Annotated in this window: 12 protein-coding genes and 1 pseudogene; 6 read left to right on the top strand and 7 right to left on the bottom strand. The window is 58.6% G+C overall.

What is annotated here, in order from left to right; translation table 11 throughout:
* Positions 1-5: 5 nt before the first annotated feature.
* Complete coding sequence (locus ACZ89R_RS09360; RefSeq protein ID WP_429545952.1) at positions 6-773, bottom strand: DODA-type extradiol aromatic ring-opening family dioxygenase; 768 nt, start codon at positions 771-773, stop codon at positions 6-8.
* Between the two features lie 103 nt (positions 774-876).
* On the opposite strand from ACZ89R_RS09360, the gene ACZ89R_RS09355 reads away from it, so the two are divergent.
* Positions 877-1,533, top strand: a complete 657-nt coding sequence (locus tag ACZ89R_RS09355) for a thiopurine S-methyltransferase (protein ID WP_429545953.1) — start codon at positions 877-879, stop codon at positions 1,531-1,533.
* A gap of 103 nt (positions 1,534-1,636) precedes the next feature.
* Here ACZ89R_RS09355 and htpX read toward each other — a convergent pair whose 3' ends face one another.
* Together htpX and ACZ89R_RS09345 are read right to left on the bottom strand one after the other, a co-directional pair.
* Positions 1,637-2,524 (bottom strand): protease HtpX, encoded by an 888-nt coding sequence (gene htpX, locus ACZ89R_RS09350; protein WP_008075669.1) that lies wholly within the window; start codon positions 2,522-2,524, stop codon positions 1,637-1,639.
* A 317-nt stretch (positions 2,525-2,841) separates the two neighbouring features.
* Positions 2,842-4,053, bottom strand: a complete 1,212-nt coding sequence (locus tag ACZ89R_RS09345) for a pyridoxal phosphate-dependent aminotransferase (RefSeq protein WP_123497595.1) — start codon at positions 4,051-4,053, stop codon at positions 2,842-2,844.
* A gap of 225 nt (positions 4,054-4,278) precedes the next feature.
* Between ACZ89R_RS09345 and msrB the strand changes: the two genes are divergently transcribed.
* The 3 genes from msrB (at position 4,279) to ACZ89R_RS09330 (ending at position 5,843) form a co-directional block, all read left to right on the top strand.
* The gene (gene msrB, locus ACZ89R_RS09340) at positions 4,279-4,674 is read left to right on the top strand and encodes a peptide-methionine (R)-S-oxide reductase MsrB (RefSeq protein WP_429545954.1); all 396 of its coding nucleotides are present in this window, start codon (positions 4,279-4,281) and stop codon (positions 4,672-4,674) included.
* A 225-nt stretch (positions 4,675-4,899) separates the two neighbouring features.
* On the top strand, positions 4,900-5,385 hold the full coding sequence (locus tag ACZ89R_RS09335; RefSeq protein ID WP_008075665.1) for a glutathione peroxidase: 486 nt from the start codon (positions 4,900-4,902) through the stop codon (positions 5,383-5,385).
* Entirely contained in the window at positions 5,382-5,843 is a 462-nt protein-coding gene (locus ACZ89R_RS09330) for a MarR family winged helix-turn-helix transcriptional regulator (RefSeq protein ID WP_007895038.1), read from the top strand. The genes ACZ89R_RS09335 and ACZ89R_RS09330 overlap by 4 nt, the downstream gene beginning before the upstream one ends.
* On the opposite strand, the gene ACZ89R_RS09325 is transcribed toward ACZ89R_RS09330, so the two are convergent.
* Positions 5,827-8,148, bottom strand: coding sequence for a hybrid sensor histidine kinase/response regulator (locus ACZ89R_RS09325; RefSeq protein WP_429545955.1), 2,322 nt, complete (start codon positions 8,146-8,148; stop codon positions 5,827-5,829). The two genes, ACZ89R_RS09330 and ACZ89R_RS09325, sit on opposite strands and share 17 nt — an antisense overlap.
* A gap of 154 nt (positions 8,149-8,302) precedes the next feature.
* Between ACZ89R_RS09325 and ACZ89R_RS09320 the strand changes: the two genes are divergently transcribed.
* Together ACZ89R_RS09320 and ACZ89R_RS09315 are read left to right on the top strand one after the other, a co-directional pair.
* Positions 8,303-9,193 (top strand): ATP-binding protein, encoded by an 891-nt coding sequence (locus ACZ89R_RS09320; protein ID WP_007895040.1) that lies wholly within the window; start codon positions 8,303-8,305, stop codon positions 9,191-9,193.
* Positions 9,190-9,672: a GAF domain-containing protein gene (locus ACZ89R_RS09315; RefSeq protein WP_008075659.1), complete on the top strand. Its 483-nt coding sequence runs from the start codon at positions 9,190-9,192 to the stop codon at positions 9,670-9,672. Before ACZ89R_RS09320 ends, ACZ89R_RS09315 begins: the two co-directional genes overlap by 4 nt.
* On the opposite strand, the gene ACZ89R_RS09310 is transcribed toward ACZ89R_RS09315, so the two are convergent.
* The 3 genes and pseudogenes from ACZ89R_RS09310 to ACZ89R_RS09300 form a co-directional block, all read right to left on the bottom strand.
* A complete protein-coding gene (locus ACZ89R_RS09310) occupies positions 9,673-12,618 on the bottom strand; it encodes an HD domain-containing phosphohydrolase (RefSeq protein WP_429545956.1) in 2,946 nt (981 codons plus the stop codon).
* A 49-nt stretch (positions 12,619-12,667) separates the two neighbouring features.
* On the bottom strand, positions 12,668-16,312 hold the full coding sequence (locus tag ACZ89R_RS09305) for a transporter substrate-binding domain-containing protein (protein ID WP_429545957.1): 3,645 nt from the start codon (positions 16,310-16,312) through the stop codon (positions 12,668-12,670).
* Between the two features lie 8 nt (positions 16,313-16,320).
* Positions 16,321-16,638 (bottom strand): annotated as a pseudogene (locus ACZ89R_RS09300) (LuxR C-terminal-related transcriptional regulator); the annotation flags it as partial.
* Positions 16,639-16,640: the final 2 nt, after the last annotated feature.

Genomic DNA, 16,640 nt, shown 5'->3' with positions numbered 1-16,640 from the left:
AGACGTTATCCGAAGCGATAAATATCCATGCCCAGAGCTCCCATGGTGAATCCCTGATGGACAATGCTGAACTCACCCCCGGCTGCACGGGCGAAGTACAGCGGCAACAGATGTTCGTCACTCGGATGGTTGCGCACAGCATTCGGAGCTTGCTGGCGATAGTCGTGCAACGCGGCTTCGTCGTTCGCTTCGAGTTTCTCGATCATCCAGTCGCGGAACGCCTTGGCCCAGGGTTCGACGCTTTCCGGGCCGGCGTGCCAGTCCAGCTCCCGCAGGTTGTGGGTGATGCTGCCGGAGCCGATCAACAGCACACCGTGCTCGCGCAGGCTGGCCAAGGTATGGCCGACGCGAGTTTGCAGGGCAGGGCCGCCACGTGTGGGCAGCGAGACCTGCACCACCGGGATATCAGCTTGCGGATACATCAACGACAAGGGTACCCAAACGCCATGATCGAACGGTCGCTGGGTGTCGATGCGCGCCGGCAGGCCATCGGCCTTCAGCAGCTCGACCACCTCCGCCGCCAGTTGCGGATTGCCGGGGGCCGGGTATTGCACCTCGAACAAGGCCTGGGGAAAGCCACCGAAGTCGTGCCAGGTTTCAGGCTGGGGGTTGCCGCTGACCAACAGTTCGCTGCTTTCCCAGTGCGCGGAAACTATCACGATGGCTTTAGGTGTTGGCAATGCGGCGGCCAGACGCGCGAGGGCCGGCCCGCTGGCACCCGGTTCCAGGGCTAGCATCGGGGAGCCATGAGAGATATACAGGCTGGGGAACATGAATGAGCTCCTGAGAGTAAGATGTCACCATCTTCAGTCAGATCATTGATCTAAATCTAATATAAGTTTTAGGGTCTTTTGATCGAATTTTTCGGGGTTAATTATGCAGCCGGAGTTTTGGCACAAACGATGGGCGTCGAATCAGATCGGCTTTCATCTGCCGGAAGTGAATCCACATCTGCAACGTTTTTGGCCAGCGTTGGGCCTGGAAGAGGGCGCTCGTGTGCTGGTGCCGCTGTGTGGGAAAAGTCTGGATCTGTTGTGGCTGGCGCACCAAGGTCATGAGGTCTTGGGGATTGAGCTGTCGGAAAAGGCCGTTGAGGATTTCTTCAGTGAGCATCAATTTGACCCGGACATTAGTGAACAGGGGCCTTTCAAGGTCTACCGTGCCGGTTCAATCGAATTGTGGTGTGGCGATTTCTTTGAGTTGACGGCAGGCGATGTGGCCGATTGCAGCGGGCTGTACGACCGCGCGGCGTTGATTGCCCTGCCGTCGGCAATGCGTGAGCAATACGCGGCTCATTTGATTCGCATTTTGCCGAAGGATTCTCTGGGGCTGTTGATTACCCTGGATTACGATCAGGCACAGATGGACGGGCCGCCGTTTGCGGTGCTGGATGATGAAGTGCAGCGGTTGTTCGGCGATGTGTGGGCGCTGAAGATTCTGGAGGACCAGGACGTCCTTGGCGAGAGCTGGAAGTTTCTTGAGGCCGGTGTCACGCGGCTTGAGGAGCGGGTGTATCGGGTTTCCAGCCGATAGATTTGTAGTGGTTGTACCGGCCCCATCGCGAGCACCACACATTCAAGCAGACAAAAAAAGGCCCGCATCATCGCTGCGGGCCTTTTCTTTTGGTGCGGAGCCGTCAGCCCCGACGACGCAATGCGTCAATGCGCTCTTCCAGCGGCGGGTGGCTCATGAACATACGGGCGAACCCTTGTTTGAGGCCACCATTGATGCCAAAGGCATTCAGCGTGTCTGGCATGTGCACCGGCAGCCCTTGTTCTGCACGCAGACGCTGCAGGGCACCGATCATTGCGCTGGTACCGGCCAGGCGTGCACCGGCATCGTCGGCACGGAATTCGCGTTTGCGCGAGAACCACATGACGATGGCGCTGGCCAGGATGCCCAGGACCAGTTCAGCGAAGATGGTCGCTACGTAATAGGCGATACCTTGGCCTTCTTCGTTCTTGAAGATCACCTTGTCGACAAAGTTACCGATAATCCGGGCGAAGAACATCACGAAGGTGTTCACCACGCCCTGGATCAGCGCCAGGGTGACCATGTCGCCATTGGCCACGTGGCCGATTTCGTGGGCCAGAACGGCTTTCACTTCATCCGGCGAGAAACGCTCGAGCAAGCCCTGGCTGACCGCGACCAGTGCATCGTTCTTGTTCCAGCCGGTGGCGAAGGCGTTGGCTTCATAGGCCGGGAAAATCCCGACTTCGGGCATCTTGATCCCGGCTTCGCGGGACAATTGCTCGACAGTTTGCAGCAGCCATTGCTCGTGCCGGGTGCGCGGCTGGCTGATGATCTGGGTGCTGGTGCTCATTTTCGCCATCCACTTGGAGATGAACAGCGAGAACAGGGAACCGGCGAAACCAAAGACCGCACAGAAAATCAGCAGCTGATTGAGGTTGAGATCAACCCCATTGGCCGCCATGAACCCGTTGAAGCCGAAAAGGCTCAGGGTGATGCTGGCAATCAGCACGACCGCCAGGTTAGTGGCCAAAAACAGCAAAATGCGCATCATGGTTGTAGAAATCTCCTCGTGCTAAAGATGTAGCGTACTGCGGGGTATATAAGGTGCTGCACCGGGCTATTCAACCGAGTGACTATTTCAAACTGTGTCCTACAGCAACAGTCTAGCGGCTTGAAGGGCATTTCCGACGTCGGCATGGGAAACGGTTGTCAGCTAATTAGCGTCGCAGGCCCCCGCCGTTGTTAGGCGCGGGCATGAAACGTGTCGTCCGTCAGCGCTTGAAACAACGATACAGGGTAGGGTGCACAGATGTGTTGCTGAATTAATCACCGTGCGACTTTGACCCGCGTCGCACGGTGACAGGCCACTTACTGGCGATAGGATTTGAGGAAGTTACCGATCCGGCCAATCGCCTGATCCAGGTCGTCGAGTCGTGGCAGGGTGACCACACGGAAGTGGTCCGGCCATGGCCAGTTGAAGGCCGTGCCTTGTACCACCAGCAGTTTCTCCGAGAGCAGCAGGTCGAGCACGAATTTCTCGTCGTTGTGGATCGGGCAGACTTTCGGGTCGATCCGCGGGAATGCATACAGTGCGCCCATCGGCTTGACGCAGCTCACGCCCGGAATGTCGTTCAGCAGCTCCCAGGTACGATTGCGCTGTTCCAGCAGACGCCCTTGCGGCAGCACCAGATCGTTGATGCTTTGATAGCCGCCCAGCGCGGTCTGAATGGCGTGCTGGCTCGGCACGTTGGCACATAGGCGCATGTTGGCCAGCATGTCGATGCCTTCGATGTAGCTTTGGGCATGATGTTTCGGACCGGAAATGACGACCCAGCCGGAGCGGAAACCGGCCACGCGATAGGACTTGGACAGACCGTTGAAGGTCAGGCACAGCAAGTCCGGCGCCAGCGAGGCGGTGCAGATGTGCACGGCGTCGTCGTACAGGATCTTGTCGTAGATCTCGTCGGAGAACACCACCAGATTGTGCTGACGGGCCAGTTCCAGCATGCCCAGCAGTACTTCCTTCGAGTACACCGCACCGGTCGGGTTGTTCGGGTTGATGATCACCAGCGCCTTGGTGTTCGGCGTGATCTTGGCCTTGATGTCGGCCAGGTCCGGCCACCAGTTGGCCTGCTCGTCGCACAGATAATGCACCGGGTTGCCGCCCGACAGGCTGACTGCGGCAGTCCACAGCGGATAGTCGGGAGCCGGCACCAGCACTTCGTCGCCGTTGTTGAGCAGGGCCTGCATCGACATCACGATCAGCTCGGAAACGCCGTTGCCCAGGTAGATGTCTTCGATGCCGACGCCTTCCACCTGCTTTTGCTGGTAGTACTGCATCACGGCCTTGCGGGCGCTGAACAGGCCCTTGGAGTCGCTGTAGCCCTGGGCGGTCGGCAGGTTGCGGATCACGTCCTGAAGGATTTCATCCGGCGCTTCGAAACCAAAGGGCGCCGGGTTGCCGATGTTCAGCTTGAGGATGCGATGGCCTTCCTCTTCCAGGCGTTTGGCGTGCTTGAGCACTGGGCCGCGAATGTCGTAGCAGACGTTGGCGAGCTTGTTCGATTTGCTGACCTGCATGGCGATGTGTTCCCGAAAATGAACGATCCAGGCGGCGTATGAACGACCGTACTGGGAATCCTGCGTATTCACACAGGCCTGACGCCTTGAGTGGCGGCACTCATAATCCGTTTGAATGCGCGTGGTCTGGCTGCCAGACTGGCGTTTGACGAGGCGCAATCATACGTGCCGCCCGATCCGTGGAAAAGGTACAGATCGGGCTTTTTCAGCTGCTGAGGTGTGATCATGGAAAAGTTGGAAAAAACCCTGGAAGAATGGCGGGCCATGCTCGATCCGGAGCAGTACAACGTTTGCCGCCTCAAGGGCACCGAGCGGCCGTTCTCCGGTAAGTACAACGACAGCAAGGTCGACGGTGTTTACCACTGCATCTGCTGTGATGCGCCGCTGTTCGACTCCAAGACCAAATTCGATTCCGGCTGCGGCTGGCCGAGCTTCTACGCACCGATCGGCAAGAGCGCGATGGTCGAGATCCGTGATGTCAGCCACGGCATGATCCGCACCGAAGTGGTCTGCGCCAAGTGCGATGCGCACCTTGGGCATGTGTTCCCGGACGGTCCGCCGCCCACCGGCCTGCGTTATTGCATCAACTCTGTGTGCCTGGACCTCGTTCCCCGCGAATAATCTGCCTCTGCTGATCTCGCAAATGTAATGTGCACATGTAGGAGCTGCCGAAGGCTGCGATCTTTTGATTTTCAGCCGTCTCGAAAAGATCAAGATCAAAAGATCGCAGTCTTCGGCAGCTCCTACGATGAGAATCGCATGCGGGTGTCTATTGATTTATTAAATTGCACACAATTCAATTGCTCGCTATGTTTGGTCTTTGTTCTTCCACTCGGAGTTCGTGCCATGAGCGACAACCTGTTGAGCATTCCTTGTACCACCATCAAGGGCGAGCAAAAGACCCTGGCCGATTTCGCCGGCAAAGCGGTGCTGGTGGTCAACACCGCCAGTAAATGCGGGTTCACCCCGCAATACAAAGGTCTCGAAGAGTTGTGGCAGACCTACAAGGATCAAGGCCTGGTGGTGCTCGGCTTTCCCTGCAATCAGTTCGGCAAGCAAGAGCCGGGCAACGAGGGGGCGATTTCCGAGTTCTGCGAGTTGAACTACGGGGTGAGCTTCCCGCTGTTCAAGAAGATCGAAGTCAATGGTGCCGGCGCCCATCCACTGTTCGTTCAGCTGAAAAAACGCGCACCGGGCGTGCTGGGATCCCAGGGCATCAAGTGGAACTTCACCAAGTTCCTGATCGGCAAGGATGGCAAGTTGGTCAAGCGCTTTGCTCCGGCGACCAAGCCGCAGGACCTGAGCCGCGAGATCGAAGCCCTGCTCAAATGAATACGTTGTCAGTTGATTCACTGAAGCTCGACAGTCAGCTCTGCTTCAAGCTGTATGCCGCATCGCGGGCGGTGATCCGTGCCTACAAGCCTATGCTCGATCAGTTGGGCCTGACCTACCCGCAATATCTGGCGATGCTGGTGCTGTGGGAATGGCAGGAGACGGCGCCGGAGCAGCCGACGGTCAAGGCCTTGGGTGAGCGCCTGGCGCTGGATTCCGGAACCTTGACGCCTCTGCTCAAGCGCCTTGAGCAACTGCAACTGGTGCAGCGTCAGCGTTCGGCGCGCGATGAGCGTGAGGTGCACTTGAGCCTGTCGCCCGCCGGCAAGGCTTTGCGCGATCAGGTCGGGCCACTCAAGGCCCGGCTGTTATGTGATAGCGGCGTCGATCTGGATCGCCTGAATGATCTGCGCGATGGCCTCGATCACCTGCTGGGGCAAATCAAAGCGCTGTCGTAGTAGGTATCCACAAGTCGAGCAAAGCAGCCAGTTCTTCCCGGCGGAAAGGTTTGGCCAGGTAGTCACTCATGCCCGCCGCACGGCAGCGTTCGCGCTCTTCGGACATGGCGTTGGCGGTCAGGGCGACGATGGGCAGCTGTGGCCAGCGCCCGCTGCGACGAATCTGCCGACTGGCTTCATAGCCATCCATCACCGGCATGTTGCAGTCCATGAGCACCAGATCGAATTCGCTCTGCTCAAGCTGATCCAGCGCTTCGCCGCCGTGGGCCGCGACGCTCACCTCGCAACCGAGTTTTCCGAGCATGCCTTTGGCCACCAACTGATTGACCGGATTGTCCTCCACCAGCAGGATGCGTCCGCGTCGCAGGGGTGAGATGGCTTCGATCCGCGCTCCGTTGATGGTGGTGAGTTCCGGCTGCAAGATCCGCCGCAATGTCTGGTAAAGCGCATTGCGCGCCAGAGGTCGCGCCTGTTGCTGCAAGGGCGCGAGGGCGTTGACTTGGTCGCTGGGCAGGAAACTGCCGTAGGCGGTCACCAGCAGAATCGGCGCGGTGAAGGTAGGGCGCAGGCCAAACAGGCATTCGGGGCAGTCGGTGATCAGCACATCCGGCTTCAGCCCGATCAACCGGTCATCGATGGAACGCTGCTGATAGTCGAGGCCCCAGCTGGGCAGCAGACTGTGCAGCAGTTCCGCCAGACCGCTGCTGGCGGCGGTGATCGCGACGATGTTGCCCCGCAGTGCGGCCGGGGAAATGGCCCGGGTATGGCAGGGCAGGGGCAGGTCGGCGCAGAACTGGCTGCCGAAGCCCGCTTCCGAGCTGATCGTCAGACGCCCTTGCATGGCTTCGCAGAGGCTATAAGTCAGCGCCAGGCCCAACCCGGTGCCGCCAAATTGCCGGGTAATACCGGCACCGGCCTGGGTGAAGGGCTGGAAGATTTTGACCTGCGCATCCTGGGCGATACCGATGCCAGTGTCGCAGACTTCGATTCGCACACCGTCTTCGAACGTTGAAAGACGCACATCGACCCGTCCGAAACGGGTGAATTTGAGAGCGTTGGACAACAAGTTGCTGACGATCTGCCGGACCCGGGTCGGATCACCGAGCACCAGAGCGGGAAATTGCGGGTCGATCAGGCATGCCAGCTCGACACTGGGCGCGGCGTTCTGGGACAGCAGGTTGGCGGTGTCTTCGATTAGCGAACCAAGGTCGAACGGAATGTGTTCGAGTTCGAGCTGGCCGGCATCGAACTTCGACAGGTCGAGAATATCGTTGAGCAGTTCCACCAGCACTTTGCCCGAGTCATGGGCGATGGACAGCTGTTGCTGCTGCTCGGCATTGAGCGGGCCGTCCAGCGAGAGCGCGATCATGCCCAGCAGACCGTTGAGGGGCGTGCGGATTTCATGACTCATGTTGGCCAGGAATACCGAACGCGCTTCGGCCATGTCCAGGGCAGTGCTGCGAGCGACCTCCAGCTCCTCGTTCGATTGGCTGAGGCGGGAATTGATCGCCTTGAGTTCCGCGGTGCGGGCCGAGACGATGTTTTCCAGTTGCGAGAGGTAGTCGGTCAGGCGGTTTTCGGCGTTTCGCCGTTGCTGGATTTCGGTGGCGATGTTTTCAAACTGCTGATTGGCGACCTTGACCAAGACTCCGATTTCATCGTTTTCATGCCCCATCGGACACTCCAGCGACGTCGGTTCCGCGCTGCGCGGATCACGGCCACTGAGTTCGCGGATAACCCGCACCAGCGGTTTGGTCAGCATCACATAAAACAGCGCCAGCAGAATGCCCGTGAGAATCAGGCTGCGCGCGAAGCCATTGAGCAGGGTCACTTCGGCCCGGCGCAGGAAACGACTGCCGAAGGTGTAGGTATCGACTTCCAGTTGCAAGGTCCCAAGGGATTCGTCCGGCAAGTGGTCGAGGTAAAGGCGGTCTGCGAACTGCCGGTTGGCGCCGAACAGGAAGTCGCTGATCATCCGGTCATTGTTTTCCAGGCCCGGACGTTTGACGCTGGCCAGCACGGTATTGTTATTGTCAGTCAATTGCGCGCCGATGATTGCCGGGGAACGCAACAGACCCAGGGCCAGTTCCTGAGCGAGTTCGGCATCGATGTTGTAGGCGATGCGAGATGCGGGGTTATGGCTGATTTCCAGCAAGGACAGTATTTCGCGGTTGATGGAGGCGTCTTCGCTGGCATAATCGATGCCTATTTGCAGCAGGCTGAGCAGCGTGCCCAGAATGAAGCCGGCCAGCACCGTAATCCTGGCCTGTTTGTACGACAGCCGGTGGCTGAACTTGATATCCATGGGATGTTGAACCACTTCCGTTTCCCTTCGCTGCTCAAGCATAGTCGATCATCAATGGATACCGATGTTCTCGCAAAACACCCATAGGGGGTGTAGGCGCTGTGTTTCGTCGTTGTACCGCCATCATTACCGTGAACGTGCCCGAGGAGAAGACGTGGATTCCCGATTGAATGCTTTTCTTGAACGCGCCGATGCCGTTCTGGCCCGTATCGAGCCGCTGCTTCCCGCGCCTCGGCAAACCATCGACTGGACGCATTGCCTGGCCGCACGCTGGCAGCGCGAGGGGCGCAGCGGTTTTCTGTTGCCGCTGCAAGTCAGCCTGGACACGCGTTTGTCCGACTTGATTGGCGTTGACCGGCAACTGGAGCAACTGGGCCGCAACACCCGACAGTTCCTCGACGGCATGCCGGCCAACCATGCTTTGCTCTGGGGCTCGCGTGGCACTGGTAAATCGTCGCTGGTGCGTGCCTTGCTGTCGGAACACGCCAAAAGTGGCCTGCGGCTGATCGAGATCGAACGCGATCACCTGGCGGACTTGCCACGCGTGGTCGAGCAGATCGCCAAGTTGCCTCAACGTTTTGTGCTGTTTTGCGATGACCTGTCGTTCGAGTCGGGCGAGGGCGATTACCGCGTGCTCAAGAGCGTGCTCGATGGTTCGCTCGAACAGGCGCCAGATAACGTTCTGCTGTACGCCACCTCCAACCGTCGCCATCTGGTGCCGGAAAAGGAAAGCGATAACGAGAACTGGAAAAGGGTCGATGGCGAACTCCATCCCAGTGAGGCGGTGGAAGACAAGATCGCGCTGTCGGACCGTTTTGGCCTGTGGCTGTCGTTCTATCCGTTTACCCAGGAGCATTTCCTTAACGTCGTCGAGCATTGGATCGGCCAATTGGCCGACAAGGCCGGCCTTGAGTGGCAGCGTGACGAAGAGCTGGACATCCTCGCAGTGCGCTGGGCCACGGGTCGGGGCAATCGCAACGGACGTTGCGCGTATCAATTTGCCCGCTATTGGGTCGGGCTGAAGCTGTTGGAGCACAAGGCATGATCGATTTACAAAAGAGCGGCCAGGGCCTGGAGGGCTACGGCATGCTGTGGGCGCAGCTGGAATCACTGCTGGCAGACGAGCGTGATTTTATCGCCAACGCCGCACAATTTTCGGCGTTTCTGTTCAACCAGCTCGATGACCTGAACTGGGCCGGTTTCTACCTTAATCGCAACGAAGAACTGGTGCTTGGCCCGTTTCAGGGGCAGATCGCCTGTGTACGAATTCCATTCGGTCGTGGTGTGTGCGGGGCGGCAGCAGCCACCTTGCAGACTCAACGGGTCGAAGATGTACATGCGTTCCCCGGGCACATCGCGTGCGACAGTGCCTCGAATAGTGAACTGGTGGTGCCGCTGGTCAAGGACGGTCGACTGATCGGTGTGCTGGACCTCGACAGCCCTAAACTCGCGCGATTTACCGCTGAAGATCAGGCCGGTATCGAGCAACTGGCAGCGATTTTCCTGCGTCTGACTGACTGCTGATCAGGCCTTCAAGCCGGCCTTGATCAACAGGCTTGACGGGTCGACCGCATCAATCTGTCGTGGGTCGAGAAAACGGTTGGCGTACTGCAAGTAGACTTCGTCGTTGATGAACAGCCCGAACAACTCAGCGTCAATGTGGGCGTCACGGCACATGGTGGCCATGATGCCCAGCGCTTCGCTCAAGGACTTGGCTTTCTTGTAGGGGCGGTCGGCGGCGGTCAGCGCTTCGAAGATATCGGCAATCGCCATCATCCGCGCCGGCAAGCTCATGTCTTCGCGTTTCAAGCGTTTGGGATAACCGGTGCCGTCCATTTTTTCGTGGTGGCCACCGGCGATCTCCGCGACGTTATTGAGATGGCCGGGGAAGGGCAGGTGACTGAGCATCAGAATCGTCTGCACCATGTGGTGATTGATGATGTAACGCTCCTCGCGGGTCAGGGTGCCTCGGGTGATGCTCAGGTTGTAGAGCTCGCCCCGGGTGTACTTGTAGCGTGGCACGTCAAGCTTGAATCCCCACGGATTGTCGGCCGGAATCAGTTCACTGTCGGCGCGTTCGATCAGGTGTTCGGGTTTATCCGCCAGCAGCGGCTCGCTGACCGGCAGAGTTGGCGGCGGGGTCCGTGCCTGACGACGGTTCTCTTCCCACGAAACCCCTAGTCGATCGTCCAGGGTTCGGGTCCAGGTGCGTTGAGCGATGGTGTTCAGGCGTTGCAGATCGGCCTCGGCCATGGCCTCGCTGCCAAGATTGCAGCGGGCAATGAACGCGAAATCATCATCCAGCGCCGCCAGGTTCGCATGGCGTAATTGCGCCAGAGGCTGCTCGTCACCCCCTAGGGCGACGGCCTGCCAATAGTTGATCCAGGCATCACGCTTGAGCACTTCGAATCGTGTGCGGATTTCGTGGATGCGGTCGTTCAGGGTCTCAAGCTTCGTGGCTTTGTCGACCACGTATTCAGGTGTGGTGATCTTGCCGCAATCATGTAGCCAGGCAGCGATGTGCAAGGCTTCCCACTCATTGTCGGTGGGCTGATACCTGCTGAAGGCCGGGGCCTGACTGGCTGCGGCCGCCTGCGCCAGCATCAGCGTCAGTGCCGGCACCCGTTGGCAATGACCGCCGGTATAGGGACTCTTGGCATCGATCGCGCCAGCCAGCAGTTGAATAAAAGAGTCCAGCAGCTGTTTCTGTTTGGCTTGCAGGCGCTGACTTTCGATACTCACGGCGGCTGCACCGGAAACTGCCTGGAGAAACGCGATGCGGTCCGGACGAAGTTTTTCCAGGTCTTCCTGCGTGCCGCTGTCTGTCAGCAGCAGGATCAGCAGGCCGACGGTTTCGTTATGACGATTGTGCAGCCGGATGCCGATCAGATGAACCCGTGGGCACTCCAGTGCGAGCAAAACCTTCTGCAAATCTCCCGCCTCTTCGAACCCCAGGCTGGTGACGACATTGTCGGCGTTCGACAATTTCTGCATCCATTGAGGGCTCTGCGGATCCTGAGGCGTGTGTCCTTGAATGGCGAATGACGGCAACGCTTGTGAGTTGCCATGGATGACCAGCGCATGAGGCTCCACGCGATCGTCGTCACTTTCTCGCAGATAGAGCAGGCCGGCCTGGGCCTGGCCGATCTTCACGGTTTCAAACAACACCCGTTGCAGCAGCGGGGCAAAACGGGTCTCGGCGCTCAGGCTGTCGGTGATCTGGAAAAAACTCGCCAGGGTGTCTTTCATGCGCGCCATCGACACGCTCAGTTGGTCGACTTCAAGCACCGGCGAGCGACGGGAGGCCGGAAAGTTGAAATCGAAACTGCGAATCGCATCGGCTTCCTGCACCAGGGCGCGCAAGGGTTTGACCAGGATTCTCGAGGTCAGCCAACCCATCGGCAGGCACAACAGCAGCGTCGCCAGGGTAATCAACGCGCCTTGCCAGCGTATGCGGTAGGCATCGACGAGCAATTCGTCCTCCGGCACCAGTAGCGCCAGTTGCAGTCCCTGCGGGCCACCCTCCTGGATGCTGCTGCGCGCCACGATCCATTGACGGCCCGCGGTGTTCAGGCGATTGACCTCGGAGGGGCTGGTGAGCAGAGCCGCGAGCGTGGGGCTCAGATCGGCGGCTTTGATCAACCGGGCGGTCTGATCGTCGACGATCAGTTTGCTGCTGTCGGGGTAAGCGATGGCATTGCCCTGGGCATCGAACAGCACAATTTCGGTACTGGGGGTCACCACATGCTCGGCCAGGGTCGCGGACAGTTCAGCCAGCGTGAGATCGGCCCCCATCACTGCATGCTCGCCACTGCGCCGGGCCAGTGTGGTGCCGACGTTGTGGGTGGAGAAAAAAAGGTAGGGCTCGGTGGTGATCTGATCGTGGTTGCCGAGGGCGCTGGAGAACCAGGCGCGGGTACGGGGATCGTAGGTCTCGTCGGGGTTGTCCTGGCGGCTGACAAGGGCCAGGTTCTGATCGAAAAACAATGATTGGGAGCGGATCCGGCCGCCGCCTGGGTGCTCGATGCTCCACACCTGATACGCCGCCGTGGTCGGTGCCTTGACCTGTGTTTTCAGGGTGACGGTACGCAGGGGGCGAACCATGAAGAAGTCGCCATTAGCGTAGCCCAGGTACAGCGAGGCCAGATCGGGATTGTCCTTGAGCGATTGGCTGAAGGGCTTGAGCAACGCCAGGCGTTGCTCAAGGTCGGGCGCCTGGGTCGCCGGGTTGTCCGCCAGCAGGTTGAGCAGATGACGAATCGGCTGATAGGTGCGATGCAGGCCCAGACGGACATCCTGCTCAATGCGGTTGAAGAGTTTTTCGCTGCTGGAAAGGATGATCTGGGTGGTTTGCTGATAGTTGAAAATACCCAGTACCACCCCGGTCAGTAACAACAGGAAGGTGAACATCACGCTGATATGGATGTGCAAAGGAAACCGGCGTTGATCCGGGCGCAGTGGGCTGGGCATTGCAGCTTTCTCCATGATGATTAACACACTGCTCAGCCCCCAAGCATAGTTAATGCTCCTTCATTGTGCTTTTGTCATGGCGTGCCATCTGTTGTTGCAATGATTGCTCCAGTTCGAGCATGGCGCGCTCCATGGCCTTGCTGCAATCGGCCACTTCATCGTGGTGGAACCTGTTATTGCAGGCCTGTTCGAGCGCCTCGCAGCTGTCGATCAGCCGGCAGGCCTGGACGATTCGGGCCGCGCCCTTGATTTTGTGGGCAATGTCGAGGAGTGATTGCCGGTCCTTTGACTCGGATAATGCCAGCAGCGCTTTGCGATCCAGGCGAGTGCTGTTCAGCAGTTCGGTCAACAATCGCTGGTTCAGTGTCGGGTTGCCACCGGTCAACAGGTGCAGCCCCTCCAGGCTGAAGGCCGGCGCGCGGACCGTCGGCGTGATGCCTTCGACCCACTGGCTCAAGGCCGTCAGGCTGAGGGGTTTGAACAGGCAATCGTCCATCCCGGCCAGTTTGCAGCGTTGTCTTTCCTCCGGCTGTGCGTTCGCGGTGAAACCCAGAACGGTACAGGGAGGGCGTTGCAGGTGCTGTTCATGTTGGCGAATGGCCCTGGCCAGCTCATATCCATTCATGATCGGCATGTTGCAATCGGCAATCACCAGGTCGAACGGCTGACTCTTCCAGGCTTCGAACCCCGCCTTGCCATCCGCTGCGACGTTGAACCGATGCCCCAGAAACTCCAGTTGCTGACACATGAGCAAGCGATTGGCTGGATGATCATCGACCACCAGCACGTTCAAGGGGGTAGTGCTTGGCTGGATTTGCGGCTCGACAGATTCCGGCATCCGTTCCGTCGGCAGGGTGGCCAGGTTCAGCGAAATGCGGACCTGCGTGCCGACGCCCGACTGACTGTTCAATTGCAGGCTGCCGCCCATCATTTCGCACAGATTGCGACTGATCACCAGGCCCAGCCCCGCACCGCCTCTGGCTAACTGGCCGGAGTTATCGGCCTGGACGAAAGGCTCGAACAACCGCTGTTGATCCTGCTCGCTGATTCCTGCGCCACTGTCTTCCACCAGTAACTGCAACTGGACCCGGTCGGGCTCGTCGGTCGACTGCAACTCGACGCTGATCCTGACCTGGCCCTGTTGCGTGAACTTGATGGAATTGCTGATCAGATTGGACAGCACCTGCTTGAAGCGCATCGGGTCCAACACGACATCGGTGGTCGGTTTGGCAGGGCTGAACTCCAGTTGCAGTCCGAGATTTTTCTGCCGGGCCAGCCCATCGAAAATCCGCACCACCGAGGCTACGGTTTCGGCCAGATTGACGCGCTCCGGGCTCAGGTTCAGACGCCCGGATTCGATGCGCGCAATATCAAGAATGTCCCCGATCAGTTCCAGCAGGTCTTTCGCCGAGTGGTACGCGACGTCAATGGCGGGGCGATCCGGATGACTGTGATCGATACGTTTGAGCGTCAGTTCGAGCATGCCGATGATTGCATTCATGGGCGTGCGGATCTCATGGCTCATGGTCGCCAGAAAGGTGCTTTTAGCTCGGTTGGCGGCATCGGCTTGTTCCTTCGCGGCCCGTAGTTCATCGAACAGTTGCCGGCGTTCGCTGATGTCGATCCAGCCGCCAATGATGCCCTGCACGTCACCGCTCGAGTCGCGATAGGGAAGAATCCAGTGATAGATCGTCAGCTTGCGGTCTTCGATGTGCAACGGACGGTCGAGAATCAGCGGCGTTCCCTCGGCCATGACGCGCTGGTAGTCCGCCTGATATTCCCGTGCTTCGAAGAGGTTGCCGAGGGTGCCCTGTATGACGCCTTTACCGATGATGTCTTCGCGTTTCGCGCAGAAGGTTTTCAGGTAACTGTCGTTGCAGCTTTGCAGCAATCCTTGGCGATCACGCACGTAAATGGGATGAGGCGTGCCATTGACCAGCGATCGCATGAATTCCAGTTGATCGTTCAATGCGCGCTCGGCCGCCTGCCGCTGTTTGATCTGGCGCCTCATATAGGCGTTCCAGGCAACGGATATCAGCAGCAACACGCCGGCGCCTATAACGATCTGATAGAACACGCGATGATAGTTGCGCCAGGTACTTTGCGAGGCTGCTGAATAGCCGCGCCAGCGGTTGTTGATGATGCCCAGCTCTTCGGGGGCGATGCTCAGCAGTGCCTTGTCGAGGATGGCATTCAGTTCCTTGGCGTCGCGCCCGGTCGCCAGGGAAAACGCTGCCTGTCGGGTACCGATGGTGGTGCTGATCTGAAGTGTCTGTTCGAAGATCCGCGATGAAATGAAGTAGTTGGCGATCACCAGTGAGTTCACCGCACCTTCTGCCTGGCCCTCGGCGAGCAACTCAACGGCACTGAACGTGTCCGGGGTTTCAACCAGGTTGATCCGCGGAAACTCGCTGCGCAGGTAATCCACCAGTGGGTTGCCTTGGGCGATGGCCAGGCGTTTATCCTGCAATTGCGTGAGGTTTGTCGGGCTGTCGGCCGCTTTGCGCGTCAGCAGCACAAAGGAGTTTTCCAGATAGGGACGGCTGAAGCTCAACGTCGTTTCACGTTGAACGCTGGGGAGCAGGGCGGCGATCAGGTCGGCCTGATGGTTAGCGATCTGCTCGATCATCTCGTCATCGCTTCGGCTACGCTGGATGTCGAAACGCAAACCGGTGCGCAATCTGATCAGCTCGAGCAGATCAGCCGTGACGCCCCGAAAGTTGCCGTCGCTGTCGAAAAACGTCAGTGGTGCAAACGCTTCATTGACCACGACGCGCACGACTGGATGTTGTGCCAGCCAGCGCTCTTCACGGTGGCTGAGTTGCAGCTTGTGATCGGTGAGAAGAATGTCGCTGCCGGCACTCCAGCGTTTGGCGATGTTTTCTCGCTCGCTGGTGGGGATGGCCTTGAGGACTGCGTTGATGATCGCGAGCAGATGCGGATTGTCCTTCTGCACGGCAAAGCTGAAACCATGGGCTTCGTGTTTACCGAAGTTGGCCATGCGTATGTTGTTCAAATACCCCTTGTTGATCATGTAGTGGGTTGAAATGGTGTCGCCGAGAAAAACGTCGGCCTGGTCGAAGGCAACCGCATTGATTGCATTCTGGTAGGACGGGTAAGAGGTGATGATTGCCTTCGGATACAGCGCCCTGACTTCGTCCAGAGGCAGATAGTGATACACCATGCTGAGCCGCATGCCGGCAAGTCCATCGGTCAGCGATCTGGTTTCTCCTTCTCGTGTCACCAGTACCGGTTGATCCACCGCATAAGGCGTGGACAGGGCAATGTCGGCATTGTCGGCCTCGAACCCATTGGCGGTGCCAAGCATGTCGACCTGGCCTTTTTCCAGCGCCTCGATAGCGGCCCCTCGGGAGGCGAAGCGCTGAACCTTGACCGGCAACCCTATGGCCTGGCCGAGGATGCCTGCGTAATCGGCGGTGAAACCTTCATAGTCGTGGCCGCTGAGGGTCAGGTCGAAAGGAGGATAATCCGGGGCCGATGTACCCAGGATCAATTCACGTTTGTCTTTGACCCATTGTCGTTGTGAGGTATCCAGTTGGACTTCCATGTGCCCGGCCGTTGAACGACTGAGCAGGGTGTAGTGTTCGCTGGCTGTCTGAGCCGCGAGTACTGAAGTGCTCAGGCATAAACCCGCGGCCATGAGTATCAGACAATCCTTGAAACGGCTGGGCATCCTGTTTCTCACACTAACGCGTTACGTTTTGCCATATCGATGAGTTCAACCAGGGATTTGGCCTTGAGTTTCTGCATCAGTCGTTTTTTATAAGTGCTGACCGTCTTGTTGCTGAGAAACATGCCCTTGGCAATTTCTTTGTTTGTACGACCCTGGGCGAAAAGTTGTAATACCATCAGTTCTCGATCATTGACGGATTTGAACAATTCCAGGTCGGCCCAGCGCGCGTCGTCACGACGAACAGGGTTCAACGCTTGACTGGGGAAGTAGTTGTAACCAGATAAAACTGCTTTGATCGCACTCATCAGTTCACTGAGGTCTTCCCGAT

This window comes from Pseudomonas sp. TE3728 (genome assembly GCF_056279145.1).
The sequence above is the reverse complement of the archived record's forward strand: the minus strand, read 5'-3'. Positions and strand labels throughout refer to the sequence as shown.